General features: G+C 72.0%; 16 protein-coding genes. 8 read left to right on the plus strand and 8 right to left on the minus strand.

The features are described 5' to 3' along the window. Positions 1-5: 5 nt before the first annotated feature. Positions 6-650, minus strand: coding sequence for a TetR/AcrR family transcriptional regulator (locus AB0J66_RS16635; protein WP_364660721.1), 645 nt, complete (start codon positions 648-650; stop codon positions 6-8). A gap of 50 nt (positions 651-700) precedes the next feature. On the opposite strand from AB0J66_RS16635, the gene AB0J66_RS16640 reads away from it, so the two are divergent. The 3 genes from AB0J66_RS16640 to AB0J66_RS16650 are packed head-to-tail and all read left to right on the plus strand — an operon-like array spanning position 701 to position 2,908. Next, positions 701-2,248 (plus strand): CocE/NonD family hydrolase, encoded by a 1,548-nt coding sequence (locus AB0J66_RS16640; RefSeq protein ID WP_364660723.1) that lies wholly within the window; start codon positions 701-703, stop codon positions 2,246-2,248. A gap of 56 nt (positions 2,249-2,304) precedes the next feature. Next, positions 2,305-2,454 carry a hypothetical protein gene (locus AB0J66_RS16645; protein ID WP_364660726.1) on the plus strand — a complete coding sequence of 50 codons (150 nt, stop codon included), beginning with the start codon at positions 2,305-2,307 and terminating at the stop codon, positions 2,452-2,454. Positions 2,455-2,467: 13 nt separating this feature from the next. Continuing rightward, positions 2,468-2,908, plus strand: a complete 441-nt coding sequence (locus AB0J66_RS16650) for a GNAT family protein (RefSeq protein ID WP_364660729.1) — start codon at positions 2,468-2,470, stop codon at positions 2,906-2,908. 1,130 nt (positions 2,909-4,038) lie between these two features. Here the strand turns inward: AB0J66_RS16650 and AB0J66_RS16655 are convergent. Continuing rightward, a complete protein-coding gene (locus AB0J66_RS16655) occupies positions 4,039-5,433 on the minus strand; it encodes a GGDEF domain-containing protein (RefSeq protein ID WP_364660731.1) in 1,395 nt (464 codons plus the stop codon). Positions 5,434-5,544: 111 nt separating this feature from the next. Here AB0J66_RS16655 and AB0J66_RS16660 point away from each other — a divergent pair, with 111 nt between their 5' ends. Beyond that, on the plus strand, positions 5,545-6,366 hold the full coding sequence (locus AB0J66_RS16660) for a methyltransferase domain-containing protein (RefSeq protein ID WP_364660733.1): 822 nt from the start codon (positions 5,545-5,547) through the stop codon (positions 6,364-6,366). Here the strand turns inward: AB0J66_RS16660 and AB0J66_RS16665 are convergent. Next, complete coding sequence (locus tag AB0J66_RS16665) at positions 6,363-7,022, minus strand: hypothetical protein (protein WP_364660736.1); 660 nt, start codon at positions 7,020-7,022, stop codon at positions 6,363-6,365. The two genes, AB0J66_RS16660 and AB0J66_RS16665, sit on opposite strands and share 4 nt — an antisense overlap. Positions 7,023-7,133: 111 nt before the next feature. Here AB0J66_RS16665 and AB0J66_RS16670 point away from each other — a divergent pair, with 111 nt between their 5' ends. Further along, on the plus strand, positions 7,134-8,240 hold the full coding sequence (locus AB0J66_RS16670) for a histidine kinase (protein ID WP_364661198.1): 1,107 nt from the start codon (positions 7,134-7,136) through the stop codon (positions 8,238-8,240). Continuing rightward, positions 8,219-8,887, plus strand: coding sequence for a response regulator transcription factor (locus AB0J66_RS16675; RefSeq protein WP_364660739.1), 669 nt, complete (start codon positions 8,219-8,221; stop codon positions 8,885-8,887). Before AB0J66_RS16670 ends, AB0J66_RS16675 begins: the two co-directional genes overlap by 22 nt. Here AB0J66_RS16675 and AB0J66_RS16680 read toward each other — a convergent pair. The 4 genes from AB0J66_RS16680 to AB0J66_RS16695 all read right to left on the minus strand — a co-directional run bounded on the left by AB0J66_RS16680 (position 8,881) and on the right by AB0J66_RS16695 (position 13,808). Continuing rightward, positions 8,881-10,371 (minus strand): glycoside hydrolase family 130 protein, encoded by a 1,491-nt coding sequence (locus tag AB0J66_RS16680; RefSeq protein ID WP_364660742.1) that lies wholly within the window; start codon positions 10,369-10,371, stop codon positions 8,881-8,883. The genes AB0J66_RS16675 and AB0J66_RS16680 overlap by 7 nt on opposite strands. An 85-nt stretch (positions 10,372-10,456) precedes the next feature. Then, the gene (locus AB0J66_RS16685; RefSeq protein ID WP_364660744.1) at positions 10,457-11,542 is read right to left on the minus strand and encodes a glycosyltransferase; all 1,086 of its coding nucleotides are present in this window, start codon (positions 11,540-11,542) and stop codon (positions 10,457-10,459) included. Positions 11,543-11,564: 22 nt separating this feature from the next. Next, positions 11,565-12,704, minus strand: a complete 1,140-nt coding sequence (locus tag AB0J66_RS16690) for a glycosyltransferase (protein WP_364660747.1) — start codon at positions 12,702-12,704, stop codon at positions 11,565-11,567. 102 nt (positions 12,705-12,806) lie between these two features. Further along, positions 12,807-13,808: a glycosyltransferase family 4 protein gene (locus tag AB0J66_RS16695; RefSeq protein ID WP_364661201.1), complete on the minus strand. Its 1,002-nt coding sequence runs from the start codon at positions 13,806-13,808 to the stop codon at positions 12,807-12,809. Positions 13,809-13,890: 82 nt separating this feature from the next. On the opposite strand from AB0J66_RS16695, the gene AB0J66_RS16700 reads away from it, so the two are divergent. Both AB0J66_RS16700 and AB0J66_RS16705 read left to right on the plus strand, forming a co-directional pair. Further along, positions 13,891-15,576, plus strand: coding sequence for an alpha-glucosidase (locus tag AB0J66_RS16700; protein ID WP_364660749.1), 1,686 nt, complete (start codon positions 13,891-13,893; stop codon positions 15,574-15,576). A 104-nt stretch (positions 15,577-15,680) separates the two neighbouring features. Beyond that, positions 15,681-16,706, plus strand: coding sequence for a Gfo/Idh/MocA family oxidoreductase (locus AB0J66_RS16705; RefSeq protein ID WP_364660752.1), 1,026 nt, complete (start codon positions 15,681-15,683; stop codon positions 16,704-16,706). Here AB0J66_RS16705 and AB0J66_RS16710 read toward each other — a convergent pair. Then, positions 16,703-17,257, minus strand: a complete 555-nt coding sequence (locus AB0J66_RS16710; RefSeq protein WP_364660754.1) for a TetR/AcrR family transcriptional regulator — start codon at positions 17,255-17,257, stop codon at positions 16,703-16,705. The genes AB0J66_RS16705 and AB0J66_RS16710 overlap by 4 nt on opposite strands. Positions 17,258-17,280: the final 23 nt, after the last annotated feature.

Here is a 17,280-nt window from a genome sequence, read left to right on the forward strand (position 1 = left end):
CCGCGTCACGAGCTGACCGAGTGATCACGGGCCTGGGTGACCAGGCCCGTGATCATCCAGCCCGCGATGCGCTCGAAGTCGGGCTCGGGCGAGCCGGCCGGCGCCGCCAGCACCGTCGCCAGCTGGGGGAAGTCACCACTGGCGACCGCCTGGCCGAGCTGCGCGATCTGCTCCTCCGAGGGCGTCCGGCCGGCCAGCTCGGCCGTCACGAACGACGCCACGAAGCCCGTGACCAGGGCGATCAGTTCCATCCGGGTCGGGCCGTCGAGGCCGGTGGGCGCCAGCGCGGCCAAGCCCCGCTCCAGGTAGGCGAGCGTGTTGCGCCCGGTCAGAGCGCGGTTCGGCAGGGCCGACGGCAGCCATGGATGTGCCAACATCAGCGCCCGCTGGCCCCTCGCGATGGCCAGCAGGTCGGCCCGCCACTGTCCCGTGAGCTCGCCCCAGGCGACCGTCCCGCCCACCCGGTCGACCATGAGATCGATCAGGGAATCCCTGGTCGGGACGTACGTGTAGAGCGACATCGCCCCGGCCCCGATCTCGGTCGCGACCCGTCGCATGGTCACCGCGTCGAGCCCTTCCGCGTCCGCGATCCGGATCGCCGCCGCCACGACCTCGTCCCGCGTGTGGGCCGGGGGTCTTCCGCGAGCCATCGAAGCCTCCTATTATTTCTGGTACGACGTACGGAAAATGGGGGCGAGCCATGGAAAGACTGCCACTGTTCCTCCGCCTGCTGCGACGGCGCACCCGTAACGGGCCGCCGGCGCGCTTCGACGTACGGCGGGAAGTCGCCGTGGCTGTCCCCGGCGCCGACGACAGCCCGCTGCTCACCGACCACTACGCGCCGGTCACCGACGAGCCCTGCCCGACCGTCATGGTCCGCGCGCCGTATGTGCGCAGTGGCTTCCCGTGGGACTACTTCTACGGTGTCCTCGTCGCCGAGCAGGGCTTCCACGTGCTGCTGCAGAGCAGCCGCGGCGCCGGTGGCTCGGGCGGCGAGTTCCACGGCTGGCACAACGAGGGCCCCGACGGCAACGCCACCGTCGAGTGGCTCCGCAAGCAGAGCTGGTTCACCGGCGACCTCTACACGCTCGGCGCCAGCTATATGGCGTTCACGCAGTCGGCGCTGGCCATCGACCCGCCACCCGAGTGGCGCGCCGCCGTCCAGCAGGTCGGCCACAACGATCCGTACAGCTTCTTCTGGAAGGGCGGCGCCTTCGGCCTGGAGCGGGCCCTGGTCGGTGGCCTGGCCCTGTTCCAGTCGTCGGCCCTCGGCGGCGCCGCGCTGCTGCGGGGCGCGCTGCGCCTGCAGTTCGGGCTCCGCCGGGCCACCCGGGGACTGCCACTCCTCGACGCCTATCCGCGGGTCTTCGGGGGACGGCGGCCGGCGTTCGAGGAGTGGCTCGCCCACCCCGAGCCCGAGTTCTGGCGCGAGATCGACCTGACCGAGGTCGCGGGCGCCATCGAGGTGCCGGTCAGCCTGTGCACGGGCTGGTGGGACCTCTCGGCCGACCAGGTCGTCGAGCAGTACACCCGGCTGCGCGCGGCCGGCCGCGACGTCGACCTGCTGATAGGCCCCTGGACCCACACCTCGGCCCTCGAGAAGGGCTGGTCCGAGGTCTTCCCCCAGGTGCTTCGCCGGCTTCGCGGCGAGCCTCCGGCCTATGCCGTACGGGTCCACGTGGGCGGCCGCGACGAATGGCGCGACCTGCCCGACTGGCCGCCGCCGGGCGCCCACGGCGTGACCGTGGAGCTGCCCGGCCCGAAGACCTTCCGCTACGACCCGGCCGACCCGACGCCCTCGATCGGCGGCCCGCTCCAATCGAGGCCACAGGGCCAGATCGACGACGCGCCGCTGGAGAAACGGCACGACGTCGTGCTCTTCACCGGCGAGCCGCTGACCGAGGAACTCACCGTGCTGGGCCCGGTCCACGCCGAGGTGGACGCCACCACCACCGCGGCGAGCGGCGACCTGTTCGTCCGGCTGTGCGACGTCGACCCGGCCGGCCGCTCGATCAACGTCTGCGACGGCCTGGCCCGCATCACCCCCCGCGGCTTCACCTTCGTCGACCTGGGGCCGGCCGGGCACGCCTTCCGGCCCGGGCACCGCCTGCGGGTGGTCGCCGCCGGCGGCGCTCACCCCCGCTACCTGCGGAACTACGGCACCGGCGAGCCACCCGGCCCGGCCACCCGCATGGTGGCGACCACCACGACGATCCGTACCGTCGCCCTGACTTTGACCTTGGTTTAGCCCTCGACACCGGTGGGGTATCTCCGCGCCGCCATCCCACCGATCGAGGAGCATTCATGTCCATCCAGGGCGTCTTCTACCTGATTGCCGTCATCCTGCTCGTGCTGGCCGCCCTCCCCATCAGCTCCCGGGGCGTCAGCCTGGCCCTGCTGGGCGCCGCCTTCGCCCTGCTCGGCTACTCCTGGGACACCATCACCGGCTCTTGAGACCGTCCGAGCGATGCGCATCGTGCCCATGACGGCGGAGTACGCGGCCGACATCGCCACCTGGCGATACCCGGCGCCGTACGACTGCTACGACATGACCGGCGCCGACCTCACCGACGGCTTCTACGCCCTGGTGGACGACCGGGGCCTGATCGGCTTCCGGTCGTTCGGCCCGGACGGCCGGGTGCCGGGCGGCGACTACGACTCGTCGGCCCTCGACACCGGCGGCGGTCTACGGCCCGAGCTCACCGGGCAGGGCCTGGGCCGCGAGGCCATCAGCACCGGCCTGACATTCGGCGTACGGCAGTTCGCGCCACCCGCGTTCCGGATGACGATCGCCACGTTCAACGTCCGTGCCCAGAAGGTGGTCCAGCTCCTCGGTTTCCGAGCGGTCGACCACTTCGCAGCGTCCACGGACGGCCGGCCCTACGACGTGTTCACCCGGCCCGCTTGAGCGGCCGCCGCCCCTGATCGAGCACCCGGGGAAGAGCCGAGCCGACCGCGACGATCGCGCAACCGGCACGGACTCCCCGATCACCCGATCCCCGCAACCGGCACGGCTTCCCTTACCCCGCGCAACCGGCACAGGCTTCCCGGCCAACCCACCCGCGCAACCGGCCCGCGCTCCCCCGCCAACCCACCCGCGCAACCGGCCCGCGCTCCCCCGCCAACCCACCCGCGCAACCGGCCCGCGCTCCCCCCGCCAACCCACCCGCGCAACCGGCCCGCGCTCCCCCGCCAACCCACCCGCGCAACCGGCCGCGCCCCCGGCCAACCCACCCGCGCAACCGGCCCGCGCTCCCCCGCCAACCAACCCGCGCCCCCAGCCAACCCACCCGCGCAACCGGCCCGCGCCCCCGGCCAGCCCACCCGCGGAACCGGCACGGAACAGCCCACCGCCCTTGCGCCGCTTCGCAAACGCACCAACCCGGTAGCACGCGCACCGACAACGATCGACGTTTTCCACAATGCCTGGTTGTCCACAGGCCCCCCTGAACACGATCTTGGTCAAACGCGGGAGAATGGCATCGGGCTGGTCCCCCAGGGAGGGTGGGCCGGCGGCCGTGGGCCGGCGGCCGTGGGCCGGCGGCCGTGGGCCGGCGGCCGTGGGCCGGCGGCGGCTTCGGCCGTGTGGCTCGGTCGTTTGGCTCCGTCGTTTGGCTCCGTCGTTTGGCTCCGTCGTTTGGCTCGCGATGATCAGATCGTGGGCGCCACGTGGCGTTTTGATGTTGCGGACGTGAGCGATCAGGCGAGCACGGTGGGCCGCGGTCGCCTCGGTGTCCAGGATCAGGCGTCGGCCCGCGGGTCATGCCGATCGGCTGCCGGCGGGGCGGCCGCGGCGGCGATGTCGTCAGCGAAACGGTCGTCGGGGGACGGGATTCCCGTGAGGGCGGCCTCGAGATCGGCGCCGGTGCGCCGACGGGCGGGGGCGATCTCGGCTACGGGGCGACCGCCGCGGTGATGGTGACGGTTTCGCCCCGCTCGGCCGCGTCGAGCAGGGCCGGGAAGTTTCGGGATGCTTCGGTGGCGGTCATGGTCCGCATGGTTCGACGGTAGTTGAGGAGCCGGTGGGGCCTTCGGGAGTTATGCGGCGACCGGGTGGGTCTGGGGTGAGTAGGTTTCGATGCGGTTCTTGCCCATGGTCTTGGCGGCGTACATGGCCATGTCGGCGCGGCGGGTCAGTTCCTTGACGGTGATGCCGGGTTCGCTGAGGGCGATGCCGATGCTGGCGCCGACTGTCACGGTGGCGGCGGTGAGGGTGACCGGGGTGGCGAGCAGGGCGCCGAGCTGGGCGGCGATTGCTGGGGCGGCGGCCGGGTCGGTCAGGAGCAGGGCGAACTCGTCGCCGCCGAAGCGGCCGGCTACGCCGCGGCCGTGGGCGATGGTGGTCAGGCGGTGGGCGATCTCCTGGAGGAGTTCGTCGCCGGCGGCGTGGCCGTGGGTGTCGTTGACCTGTTTGAAGTCGTCGAGGTCGACGTTGAGCAGGGCGACGGGGCCGGGGGCGGCGGCGACCGCGCGGAGGAACTTGGCCCGGTTGGGGAGCTGGGTGAGGTGGTCGTGGTGGGCGCTGTGTTCGAGTTCGGCGTGGGCCAGGCAGCCGCCCTCGGCCAGGACGACCTGGTGGGAGAGGGTGCGGAAGGCGTCCTGGACCTCGGCCGGCACGGTGCGGCGGCCGGCCACCACCACGTCGAGCTCGGCGTCGATGGTGTTGACGGTCCAGCTGTGCAACTCGGGCAGCAGGGTCTTGAGCTCGTCGAGGTTCGCGAGGCGCCGGCCGCGCAGGGACGGGCGTACCCCGGCCAGGTTGGCCACCCGCAGGCCGCCGGGGTCGCGCCGGACGATCAGCAGGGCCACGCCCGGGTTCAGGGCCACGAGTTCTTCCGCCGTGCTGCGGCCGATCTCGCGGATCCGGTCGATGTCGGTGACGCCCAGCATGGACGAGCCGGCGCGGGCCAGCAGCGCCTCGCGGGCCGCGGTCCGTTCCTGGCGGCGCAGGGCGCGGTAGATGCCGCGGGTCAGGGTGGCCATCAGCAGCAGCTGGGGGATCAGGGCGAGCACGTTGCCCGAGTGCCAGGACAATTCCCGGCCCAGCGACTGCGGCGAGATCGCGACCGACGCCGGGTAGGCGATCGCCGCGAGGGCGAGCCGGGTGCCCCACAGGGTCCGGGAGCCGTAAAGGGAGAACACGACCGACGAGGCCAGGGCCAAAGCCAGCCCGCCGATCGGGTCCTGCAGCCCGGATCCGCCGACGGCGATCAGCACCGGGACGACCGGCACCGTCCACCAGCTGGAGCGGTCACGAACGTACGTCAGGTTCAGCAGGCCGAGGAGCGCGAGAATCGCGGCGGCCGTCAGGCCGAGGTAGCCGGCCGAGTGCCCGCTGTTGCCGATCTGGGTGGCCTGGGAGAGCAACCCGGCCGAGCCGACCACGAGGGCCGCGAGCCGCGTGCGCTTCAGGTTGTCCCCGGGGATCCTCACCGTAGAAGCTTCGACCGGCAGCGCTACGACATGAGCACGTTGCGTGATCCTTCCTGTCGGATGAGTGACGGCGGCTCTCGCTGAGACATTTTTTGCGTCAACATTTGCCGCATGAAGCAGATGGAGCGCTCCCCCGAGCGCACGCCGTGGGCCGACCTCGACGGCCAGCCTCGTGAGCTGACCGCGATGCTGCTCACCGCGCTCGAGGCGATGGGCCGCCACCCGGAGATCCGGCGGGTCCGTCGTACGGCCCGGGAGGCGCTCCACCCCGGGACCGGCTGGCGGATCCTGGACGCCGGGTGCGGCGCCGGTGACGTCTCCCGGCGGCTGGCCCACGACACCGGGGGCGAGGTGGTGGCCCTCGACTCGTCGGCCGCGACCATCGCCGCCGCCGTCGAGCGCCACGACGGCAGCAACGTGCGCTACCTGGCCGGCGACATCACCAGCATCGCCCTGCCGGCCGGCAGCGTCGACGGCGTCTGGTGCGAGCGGGTGCTGCAGCACGTCGACGACGCCGACGCGGCGATCGCCGAGCTGATCCGGGTGACCCGCCCCGGCGGCCGGATCTGCCTGATCGACACCGACTGGACCTCGCTGGCCTTCGACGGCGTGCCGCCGGCGCTGGCCCGCACGGTCGTCGACGACATGCGCGGCCGGCTCACCCCGCGCCGGGCCGACATGGGCCGCACGCTGCGCCGCCGCCTGGTCGGCCAGGGCCTGCACGAGGTGGCGGCCACCCCCGTGACGTGTCTCTTTCCCGATCCGGCGAGCGCCGCGGTGGTGCTGCCCATGCTCAATCCCGGGGTGCCGGAGGATTCCTGGCTCACCCCTCCGGGCGTACGGCAGAAGTGGTTCTCGCAGGTGGAGCAGGCCGGGGCCCGGGGCGACTTCCTCGCCGTCCTGACCATCTGGGTCGTCGCCGGCACGGTCTAGGAGGCGTTGCGCCAGTACTGCTTCTTCTTGACGTCGCGGACCACGATGCCCAGCCGGCCCAGCTCCTCGCGCAGGTCCCGCAGCTCGTCCTCGTCGCCCGACTTCAGGGCCTTCTGCCGTTCGGCCAGGATCGCGTCGGCCGCGCCGGGCAGGCCGGGCAGGCCCGGCACCCAGCGGCGGTACGCGCCGAGGTAGGGATCCTCGTCGGCCCAGGGCACGCCGTTGTCCGCGAAGGCCGCCCGCAGCCGCTTCCTCGGCAGGTGGCACGGCTCGCGGGCCAGCTCGCGCCCGGTGCGCCCGAGCAGCACCAGCTTGTCGCGGTCGGGGAAGGCCACCGCCACGTCGCCGCGCGGCACGACCTGCCGGTGGCCGGGCCGGGTGAGCACCACCTCGGCCACGGAGACCTCCACCTTGAGCGACTCGGCGTCGACCATCGCCGCCAGCACCAGGCCCAACACCACCCCCAGGGCCGGAGTGACGTACGTGGTCACGACGTCGGGCAGTTCCTCGATCAGCCCGAACGGGCCGGGCAGCCACTCCACCCGGCCGAGCAGGATGATCAGCTCGGCCACCCCGAAGCCGAGCGCCGGCGCGCCGATCCACACCATCACCCGGATCCACCACGGGGTGGGCACGGTCGTTCTTCCCTGCAGCACGCCACCGACTCTGCCCGGACCGCGGCGCCGCCGATACCGACGGAAGGCGATGCGGCCTAGACCAAAGTCGACTGTCTCCCCGCGGCGGCCGCCGGTAGCGTCGGTGGGGTGATGCGCCGCTGGCTCTCGGATCTGGCCCCAGCCGCCGTGGCGGTCGCACTCGGCCTGTTCCTCATGGCCAACTCGATCGGCGAGGGCGACGGCGCCCCGATCGAAGTGGAAGCGGCGACCGGCGCGCTCGCGGTGGTCGGGCTGATCTTCTTCCGGCGCCGTTACCCGGTCGCGCTGACCCTGGTGCTGATGCCGTTCGGCATCGTGTTCGCGATGCCGATGGGCGCCCTGCCGGTCGCCCTGTTCGCGGTCGCGGTGCATCGCCCGGGCCGGGTCGCGATCGCCGTGGCCGCCCTGCACCTCACCCTCGCCACGGTGGTCTACGCCCTGGTCATGGGCTTCGCCCACGCCTTCTGGGAGGGCATCGCCTTCCTGGCGCTGCTGCAGGTCAGCGTGGTGGCGGTCGGCATGCTGATCCGCTCGCACCGGCAGCTCGTCGCGTCGTGGGCCGAGCGGGCCCGGCAGGCCGAGGAGGGGCAGCGGCTACGGGTCGACCAGGCCCGCCTGGCCGAGCGCGAGCGCATCGCCCGCGAGATGCACGACGTCCTGGCCCATCGCATCTCGCTTCTCGCGGTCCATGCCGGGGCTCTGGAGGTACGCCGGGACGCGTCGCCCGAGGAGCAGCGGGCGGCCGGGACCATCCGGCAGTCGGCGTACGACGCGCTCGAGGACCTCCGTACGGTGATCGGCATGCTCCGCACTCCCGGCGAGGACCGCCCGCAACCGACCCTGGGTGACGTGCCGGCCCTGGTCGAGCAGTCCCGCGAGGCCGGGGCCGAGGTGGGCCTGGCCTTCGACGGCGCCGACGGCGTGCCCGAGCAGGTCGGCCGCAACGCGTACCGGATCGTGCAGGAGGCGCTGACCAACGCCCGCAAGCACGCGCCGGGCGCCCCCATTCAGGTGGCGATCCACCGCGACCGGGCCGAGCCGGGCCTGACCGTCGAGGTCGGCAACGCCCTCGCCGCCGGCGGCGGTCAGCTGCCGGGCGCCGGGGCCGGGCTCGCGGGCCTGCGCGAGCGGGTCCAGCTGGTCGGCGGCCGCCTGGAGCACGGCCCCACCCCGGCCGGCGAGTTCCAGCTCAAGGCGTGGCTGCCGTGGACGGCGTGATCCGGGTTCTGCTGGTCGACGACGACGCGCTCGTGCGGGCCGGGCTGACGATGATGCTGGCCGCCTTCGACGACCTCGAGGTGGTGGGGGTGGCCGTCGACGGCACCGAGGTGGCCGCCGCGGTCAACACCCACAAGCCCGACGTCGTGCTGATGGACATCCGGATGCCGGGCATGGACGGGCTGACCGCGACCGAGTCGCTGCGCCGGCGGCGGGACGCGCCCGAGGTGATCGTGCTGACCACGTTCGACACCGACGACCACGTGCTGCGGGCGCTGCGGGCCGGGGCCGGCGGCTTCCTGCTCAAGCACACGCCACCCCAGCAGATCGCCGAGGCCGTACGGCGGGTGGCCGCGGGCGAGCCGATGATGTCGCCCGAGGTGCTGCGCACGATGATCGGCCTGGTCGCCGGGGCGCCGGCCGACCCGCGGCGGGCCCGGGCCCGCGCCGCCCTGGAGCAGCTGAGCCCGGGCGAGACCGACGTCGCCCGCCTGGTCGCCGAGGGCCGCACCAACCAGGAGATCGCCACCGAGCTCCTGATGAGCACGGCCACCGTCAAGGCGTACGTCTCAAGGATCTTCTCGAAGTTGACCGTCACCAACCGTGTGCAGATCGCCCTGCTGGTGCACGATGCCCGCGATCAGTAACCGGTCGGCACCATGCGGCTGAGCAGCTGCTCGACCGGGACGCTGGCGAAGCCGATGCGGACGTCGCTGGCGCCGTACGGCAGCCAGAAGTTGCCGTCGTGCACGAGCCCGCCGCAGGAGTAGACGACGTTGGGCACGTAGCCCTCGCGCTCGATCTCGTCCGGGTCGATCAGGCCCTCGGGCAGGTCGGCGATGACCCGGGCCGGGTTCTCCAGGTCGAGCAGCATGGCGCCGATGGCGTAGCGGCGCATCGGGCCGACGCCGTGGGTCAGCACCAGCCAGCCCTCGCTGGTCTCGATCGGCGAGCCGCAGTTGCCGACCTGGATCAGATCCCACCCGCGGTGCGGCACCAGCAGCGGCTCGGCCGGCTGCCAGCGGTGCTGGTCGTCGCGGACGGCCAGGCCCAGCGTCTCGCCGTCGGAGCGGCACAGCGCCATCTTGCGGCCGCCGATGTAGCGCGGGAACAGCGCCATGCCCTTGTTGCGGGCGGCCGGGCCGTGCAGCCGGGTCACCTCGAAGTGCCGCAGATCCCGCGAGAAGATCACCCGGCCCGAGATGTGCCGGCCGTCGTACGCGGTGTAGGTGCCCTGGTAGACGTGCCGGCCGTCCGGGTCGAGCACGCGCACGAAGCGGGCGTCCTCCATGCCGTTGCTCTCGGCCGGGGTGGCCGGCCACAGCACCCGCTGGTGCAGCGGCACGGCCGGCGGGAACTGCACCGCGTACTCGTCGGCCACGATGTGCCGGATCCGGTCGATCGTCTCCTGCGAGGTGGGCCGGGCCAGCAGCTCGCCCGGCACGTGCCCGATGACGTCCTCGAAATCCTGGTCGGTGTAGCGCTCGGGCAGGGCGCAGACCACGTACGCGGCGGCCTCGTGGTCGATGCCGGCGTCGAGGAGCGCGGCCTCGAGCTGGTTGCGCCAGTGCTGGGCGCCGACCCGCTGGCCGATCATGAGGGGACCGTCGCGGTCCTCCATCCGGATGGTGTCGCCCGGGCCGAGCACGGCCGAGCAGAAGCCGATGGAGGAGATGTGCCCCTCGCCGATCTGGCGCAGGCTGATCGCGACCCGCAGCTGGCCCGGCTCGAGCCCGGTCTGGTCGGGGTGCTCGACCATCGACGGGTTGCACAGCGCCGCCGCCTCGACCGCGAACTCGTGGCTGAAGTAGGCGCCGATCAGCGTACGGGCCGTGGGGGAAAGCTCGATCTCGCTGGGTACGCGGTGCTGCACGAGCTCGTAGTGGTGACCGAAGACGCCCAGCAGGTCGTGGTGCCGGCCGGCGAAGCGGGTCAGCACGTCGTCGAGCAGGCGGGCGATCTCGGTCTCGTCGAGCTGCAGGATGCGCTCGATGAGCATCTGGGTGCGGTTCTTGACGCCCTGGGCGTCCTCGCCGGGCACGAACAGCTTGATCACGACACGCCGGCCGTCCGGCTCCATGACGATGTCGTGGCGCGTGATGAGGGACTGGGCATTCATGACTGCGGTCATACCGTGCTCTCCTTCGGCATGCCCTTCTGGCCCTCGTCTGCGAGGCCGTCCGCACCTCCGGCTGAGTGCCACTCGGTGCAGTCGGTCATGCCAGGCCGCCTGACGGTCGGGTCGCGCTTCGGCTCACCAGCGTGCGGGCGTGCTGCAGCGTTGAGATAAGCGCGAGGGTTGATTCGGCTCCTTGGTTCACATTAGGACCTTCTACCGTCAATCCGTCATAACATCCGCCGGTTAGGGGGTCGTACATGACGGTTTGGGAGTCGTTGTCCCCGAGGAACCAGGCCACCGCCCGGAACAGCTGCTCGTCCCAGCGCTCGTCCCCGGTCACCGCGGCCGCCGTGGCGCAGGCGTCGGCCGTGGCCGCGGCCTCGATCGGCTGCTGGTCGAAGCGGTGCTTGGGCACGCCCGGCCGCCACCCGCCGACCGGCACCGTGGACAGGCGCCCCTCGTGGTCCTGCTCCCGGCAGAGCCAGGCCAGCATCTTGAGCCCGGTCCGCAGCAGCGGCTCGTCGCCGAGCAGGTCGCCGGCCGCGATCAGCACCTCGGCCAGGGCCGGGTTGGCGTAGGTCAGCTCCGGCTCGGGCCAGAACCAGTCCGGCGTGGTGGCCGAGGGCAGGCCGATCACCGTGGCCGCGTCGGCCAGCAGGTCGGCCGCGTCCGCGGCGCGCGGGTCGCCCCGCAGCACCTCGGCCGCGCCCAGCGCCGCGTACGCCATGGCCCGGGGCCACGGGGAGCGCTGCCCGACCCCGATCCGGAAGGCGGTCATCGCCTCCCGGCGGATCCACGGCACGGCCGAGCGGGCGGCCGCCGTGCCCAGGCCCCACATGGCGCGGCCCCACCAGTCGCCGGTCGACGGCTCGTCGATCCACCGCCGGTCGTACGACAGGCGATTGCGGAACGCGCCGCCCGGGTCCTGCGCGTGGGTGAGGAACGTCAGGTAGCGCTCGGCCAGGCCGACGAGCTGCGGGCTCGGCCGCGGCTCCCGGCTGATCACCAGGAGCCCGCGGGCGACGTCGTCCACGCAGTACCCGTGCTCGCGGCGGGCGATCGCGTGCCGGGCGTGCTCGAGCAGGCCGGTGTCGTCGGAGAGGCGGGCGACGTGACTCCAGTCGGGCGGTGGCGCGTCGGCGAGCTGAATCGGCGGCGGCACCAGCCGGAGCCCGATCGTCATGCGTACTCCTGTTTTCCGGTTTTCAGGCGGGGACCGAAGCGGCCATCGCGGGAAGCAGCCGGCCGGCCAGGGCCTGGTAGCGGGCCGCGACCGCGGGCCACCGCAGGGTGGGCCCGCCGGTCAGGCCGGTGAGCCGCCCGGGCATGCCCGGCTCGGCCAGCGCGCGGCGGATCGCCACCGCCATCGCCTCCGGGTCCTGATGCGGCACGAGCAGGCCCGGCCCGTCGGCCAGCAGCTCCACGGCGTGCGGGAACTCGGTGGCCACGACCGGGACCTCGGCCCCGACCGCCTCGATCAGCACGCCCGAGGTGACCTGCTCGGTCGAGTCGTAGGGCAGCACCACCACGTCGGCCGAGCGGATCAGCCGGGTCAGCTCGGCCTCCTCCAGGTAGGCGTCGGCCCAGCGCACCTGCTCGGTCACCCCGAGATCCTCCGCGAGCCGCTTGAGCGAGTCCCGGTAGGCGTCGCCGAACTGCTCCAGCACCTTGGGGTGGGTCCGCCCGGCCACCGTGTACACCGGCTTCGGGTCGAGGTCGCCCAGCCGGGCCAGCGCCCGGATCGCCCACTCGATGCCCTTGCCCGGCCCGAGCAGCCCCCAGGTCAGCAGGTGTGGCCGGTCGTGGTCCTCGCGCGGGGTCCCGGCCCGGCTGCCGGCGCCGTGCGGGATCACCGAGATCTTGCGCGGGTCCACGTCGTAGCCGGTGGTGAGCCGCTGCCGGGCGGTGTCGGTCATGGTCACCAGGCCGTCGGCCAAGGCCCCGATCCGCTCCAGCACGCGGCGCTGCAGCGGGTCGGGGGTGCTCAGCACGGTGTGCAGCACGACGATGGACGGGATCCGCAGGGCGCGCAGCAGCGGGAGCACCTCCTCGCCGGCGTCGCCGGGATAGATCCCGTACTCGTGCTGGATGATCGCCACGTCGAAGCGGTTGAGCGCGTTGGCCGCGGCCTGCCAGCCGCCGGCGCTGTCGGTGTGCCACGTGTGCACGACCCGCGGCGCCGCGCGGTCGAGTTCGATGCCGCCGCTGACGCTGTCACCGGCCAGCAACCGGACGACGCCGGAGGCGCCGCCGGTGTTCAGATGCGAGGCCAGGGCGGCATTGAAGGTCGCCAAACCGCATTGGGTGGGCGGGTAGGTGCTCAGAAATCCGTACTTCGCGGGCATGACAGGCCTTTCTCGGTCCGTGGCTGCCTTCCCGCAGCACGGTCAGGAAATACGCGCGTTAAGGGCGTAAATCACATTCCGACGTTAACCCGAAAGGCCTATTCAGCTGATGATTTTGCGGTAAATGGCCAGGTAGTCGTCAACCATCCGGTTCACCGAGAACCGTTCCCGGGCCCGCCGGGCGCACGCCACGCGGTCGATCCGGTCGATCGTCTCGACCGCCGCCACCGCCTCCGCGACCTCCGAGACCAGGCGGCCGGTCACGCCCTCGTCGACGACTTCCGGCATGGAGCCTTTGCGGTACGCGACGACGGGCGTACCGCAGGCCATCGACTCGACGACCGACAGGCCGAACGGCTCGGCGAACCGGATCGGATGCAGAAGGGCCCGCCCCGACCCGAGGATCGCGCCCCGCTCGTCCGGGCCGACCGACCCCCGATAGACCACCCGGTCCCCGTCGATCCGCGGCTCGATCCGCTGTTCGAAGAACGCCCGGTCCTGCACGATCCCGCACATGATCAGCCGGCGGCCGGCCCGTTCGGCGATCTCGATGGCCAGATCGGTGCCCTTGTCCGGGTGGATGCGCCCGAAGAGGATCAGGTCGTCTCCCGCCAGGGGCTGGACCGGGAGCCCGTCCAGGTCGATGCCGTGGTGGACCGTCGCCAGATAATCGAGGTCGGGCGAGCGGTCGCTGTCCGAGATCGAGACGAAGTGCGACCGGGCCCGCCGGTAGGCCGGCAGGATGTTCGCCCCCGAGAAGCCGTGGATCGTGGTCAGCATCGGGGCCGCGCAGTGCTGGGAGAAGGCGAGCGGCAGCCAGTCCAGGTGGTTGTGCACGAGGTCGAACTCGCCGGAGCGGGCCAGCGCGTGCCCCACGTGCAGCGCCTCCCAGACCCGGCCGTCGATCTCGTCGTCCTCCTCGTACCCGGCCCGGGCCACGCCGTCGAGGGTGGCCTTGGTGATCGAGTCGAGGGTGGCGAAGAGCGTGACGTCGACCCCGCGGGCCACCAGCCCCTCGGTGATCAGGCTGGTCACCAGCTCCCAGGGCCCGTAGTGGCGAGGCGGCGTACGCCAGGCGATCGGCCCCAGCATGGCGACCTTCACGACAAAAGCCACTTTTTGCTAGTTAACACGTGCTTAGTATGCCCAGCGGTTGGCGCCGCCGTTCTCGTGTTAGACAACACCCATGACGGATCTGTGGTGGAAGAGCGCGGTCGTTTACCAGATCTACCCGCGCAGCTTCGCCGACGCCGACGGCGACGGCATGGGCGACCTGCGCGGCATCATCGAGCACCTGGACCACCTGGCCGGGCTCGGTGTCGACGTGCTCTGGCTGTCACCCATCTATCCGTCCCCGCAGGACGACAACGGCTACGACATCAGCGACTACCAGGACATCGAACCGATCTTCGGCAACCTGGAGATCTTCGACGAGCTGCTGGCCGGCGCCCACGCCCGCGGCATGAAGCTGATCATGGACCTGGTGGTGAACCACAGCTCCGACGAGCACCCGTGGTTCGTCGAGTCCCGCTCCTCCGTCTCCAACGACAAGCGTGACTGGTACTGGTGGCGGCCGGCCCGCGACGGCATGGAGCCGGGCACCCCCGGCGCCGAGCCGACCAACTGGGGCTCGGCCTTCGGCGGCCCGGCCTGGGAGTACGACGAGAAGACCGGCGAGTACTACCTGCACCTGTTCTCGAAGAAGCAGCCCGACCTCAACTGGGAGAACGACGAGGTCCGCACGGCCGTCTACGACATGATGAACTGGTGGCTCGACCGGGGCGTCGACGGCTTCCGGATGGACGTCATCAACATGATCTCCAAGGTCCTGCCCCTCCCCGACGGGCGCCTCACGGCCGGTTCGCTGTACGGCGACGGCTCGGCGGGCTACATCAACGGCCCCCGCCTCCACGAGTTCCTCCAGGAGATGCACGCCAAGGTCTTCGCCGGCCGCGACGCCATGCTGACCGTCGGCGAGATGCCCGGCGTCACCGTCGACGAGGCGAAACTCTTCACCGACCCCGACCGGCACGAGGTCGACATGGTCTTCCAGTTCGACCACGTCTGGGCCGACCGCGGCGACGACCCCTGGCTGCTCGTCCCGCTCCAGCTCACCAAGCTCAAGGCCATCTTCAACCGCTGGCAGGCGGGCCTGGCCGACCTCGGCTGGAACAGCCTTTACTGGAACAACCACGACCAGCCCCGCGCGGTCTCTCGCTACGGCGACGACAGCCCCGCGCACCGGGTGGCCTCGGCCAAGATGCTCGGCACGGTGCTGCACCTGCACCGCGGAACGCCCTACATCTACCAGGGCGAAGAACTCGGCATGACCAACTACCCGTTCCGGACCATCGCCGACTTCCGCGACATCGAGGCCCTCGGCCAGTACGCGGACGCGGTCGACAAGCAGGGCCGCTCCCCCGAAGAGGTGCTGACCGTCCTGCGGGCCCGGGGCCGCGACAACGCCCGTACGCCCGTGCAGTGGGACGACTCAGCCAACGCCGGCTTCTCCACCGGCACCCCGTGGCTCGCGGTCAACCCAAACTACCCGGAGATCAACGCCGCCGCCCAGCACGAAGACCCGGACTCGGTCTACCACTACTACCGCCGGCTGATCGAGCTCCGCCACACCGAACCGGCCGTGGTCGACGGCGACTTCACCATGCTCCTGCCGAACGACGAGCAGCTGTACGCCTACACCCGCCGCCTCGACACGACCGAACTCCTGGTCATCGGCAACTTCTCCGGCGAACAGGTGACCGCCGACATCGACGGCTGGTCCGACGCCGAGCTGGTGCTGACCAACCTGCCGGCCCCGGACGGCCTCACCCTGGCCCCGTGGCAGGCCGTGGTCTACCGCCGCACCGTTTAGGCGCTCACCCGCCCCGCCGAAGACGAGCGCGGCGCCGGCCCGACCCGGACCGGCGCCGCGACCCACTCGGTGGCCATGCCGCCCGGCTGTGGCAGGCTTTTGGCATGAGTGACGCGGTGCGGTTCGGGCTTGTCGGCTACGGCTCGGGTGGGCGGATCTTCCACGCCCCGCTGATCGCGTCCGCGGGGAACATCGAGTTTCTCGGTGTGGTGACCACGAACGCCGAGCGGCGGGCCGAGCTGGCTCAGCAGCATCCGGCGGCGGTGGCGTTCGACTCGATCGCCGATCTCGCGGCGGCCGGGGCCGAGGGGGTCACCATCTCGACGCCGGTCGGCACGCATGCGGAGCTTGCCCTGGAGGCGATCTCGCATGGGCTGAGCGTGGTCGTCGACAAGCCGTTCGCCGTCGACGCGGACGCCGCGCGGGAGGTCGTCGCGGCCGCCGCCGAGAAGGGTGTGCAGCTCAGCGTCTATCAGAACCGGCGGTGGGATTCCGATCTGCTGACGCTGCGCCGGCTCATCGACGACGGGCAGCTGGGGTCGATCCGGCGGTTCGAGTCTCGCTTCGAGCGCTGGCAGCCGGAGCGCAAGGTCGGAGCCGCCGGCGGCGGCACCCTGATGGACTTCGGGTCGCATCTGGTCGATCAGGCCCTGCTGCTGCATGGTCCGGCCGTCCGGGTGTACGCCGAGATGCGCGGCAACGGGGATCTCGACGACGACATGTTCATGGCTCTGCACCACGTCGGCGGGGTCGAGTCGCATCTGTGGGGCAGCTGGCGGCAGCCGGCCCCGGGCCCGCGGTTCCGGGTCGTCGGCACGACCGGCGCGTTCATCACCGGGTTCGACGGCAGCATCGACATCCAGGAGGAGCTGCTCAAGGGCGGGCAGTCGCCGGCCGGGCTGGGCGACCGGTGGGGTGTCGAGACGGCCCAGGGCAAGATCTTCCGCGGGGACGAGGGCACCGCCGTGCCGAGCGAGCGCGGGCGCTGGGACACGTACTACCCGGCCTTCGCGGCGGCGGTGCGCGGTGAAGGTCAAGTGCCGGTCGACCCCGAGGACGCCGTACGGACGATGACCGTCCTCGACGCGGCCCGGCGCAGCGCCCGCAGCGGCGAAGCCGTCCGCCTCTAGGGGCGGATGCCGTTCAGGGCGTAACCGAAGACCCGGTCGCGCTGGGCGTCGTCGACGAACGCGCCGCCGGTCAGGCCGGAGATCATCCGTAGGACGTCGTCGAAGCTGGCGTCCGGGCGGACCTCGCCGGCCTCCTGGGCGCGCTGGAAGAGCGGCTCGCCGGCCTCGTACATGGTGATCCGGCACTGGCGGAACATGTCCGACTCGCGGTTGAGCGCCTCGATGACCGCGCGCTTCGTCACCGCGTACCGCACGAATTGCTCCAGCCAGGCGCTCAGCGCCTGCCATGGCGGCAGCGCCGAGACCTTCGTGGCCACCTGCCGCAGCTGGTCGATCTCCTCGACGTAGACGGCCTCGAAGAGGTCCTGTCGCGTGGGGAAGTTGCGGTATAGCGTCCCGATCCCGACCCCGGCCCGGCGGGCGATGTCCTCGAGCGAGGCGTCGGTGCCGTTCTCGGCGAAGGCGTCGCGGGCGGCGGCGAGCAGCGCGTCGAAGTTGCGCCGGGCGTCCGCGCGCTGCGGACGGCGGACGGCGACGGGCACGTCAGTCATGGAGACCCTCCTCACACCCTCGG

The sequence above is a fragment of the Actinoplanes sp. NPDC049598 genome (genome assembly GCF_040675435.1).
Lineage (GTDB): Bacteria > Actinomycetota > Actinomycetes > Mycobacteriales > Micromonosporaceae > Actinoplanes.

Bases quoted from the DNA above. Each gene is read 5' to 3' on its own strand.
- AB0J66_RS16635 (WP_364660721.1), bottom strand. From the start codon at position 650: ATGGCTCGCGGAAGACCCCCGGCCCACACGCGGGACGAGGTCGTGGCG.
- AB0J66_RS16710 (WP_364660754.1), bottom strand. From the start codon at position 17,257: ATGACTGACGTGCCCGTCGCCGTCCGCCGTCCGCAGCGCGCGGACGCC.
- AB0J66_RS16645 (WP_364660726.1), top strand. From the start codon at position 2,305: ATGTCCATCCAGGGCGTCTTCTACCTGATTGCCGTCATCCTGCTCGTG.
- AB0J66_RS16700 (WP_364660749.1), top strand. From the start codon at position 13,891: ATGACGGATCTGTGGTGGAAGAGCGCGGTCGTTTACCAGATCTACCCG.
- AB0J66_RS16640 (WP_364660723.1), top strand. From the start codon at position 701: ATGGAAAGACTGCCACTGTTCCTCCGCCTGCTGCGACGGCGCACCCGT.
- AB0J66_RS16660 (WP_364660733.1), top strand. From the start codon at position 5,545: ATGAAGCAGATGGAGCGCTCCCCCGAGCGCACGCCGTGGGCCGACCTC.
- AB0J66_RS16690 (WP_364660747.1), bottom strand. From the start codon at position 12,704: ATGCCCGCGAAGTACGGATTTCTGAGCACCTACCCGCCCACCCAATGC.
- AB0J66_RS16685 (WP_364660744.1), bottom strand. From the start codon at position 11,542: ATGACGATCGGGCTCCGGCTGGTGCCGCCGCCGATTCAGCTCGCCGAC.
- AB0J66_RS16705 (WP_364660752.1), top strand. From the start codon at position 15,681: ATGAGTGACGCGGTGCGGTTCGGGCTTGTCGGCTACGGCTCGGGTGGG.
- AB0J66_RS16670 (WP_364661198.1), top strand. From the start codon at position 7,134: ATGCGCCGCTGGCTCTCGGATCTGGCCCCAGCCGCCGTGGCGGTCGCA.
- AB0J66_RS16650 (WP_364660729.1), top strand. From the start codon at position 2,468: ATGCGCATCGTGCCCATGACGGCGGAGTACGCGGCCGACATCGCCACC.
- AB0J66_RS16680 (WP_364660742.1), bottom strand. From the start codon at position 10,371: ATGACCGCAGTCATGAATGCCCAGTCCCTCATCACGCGCCACGACATC.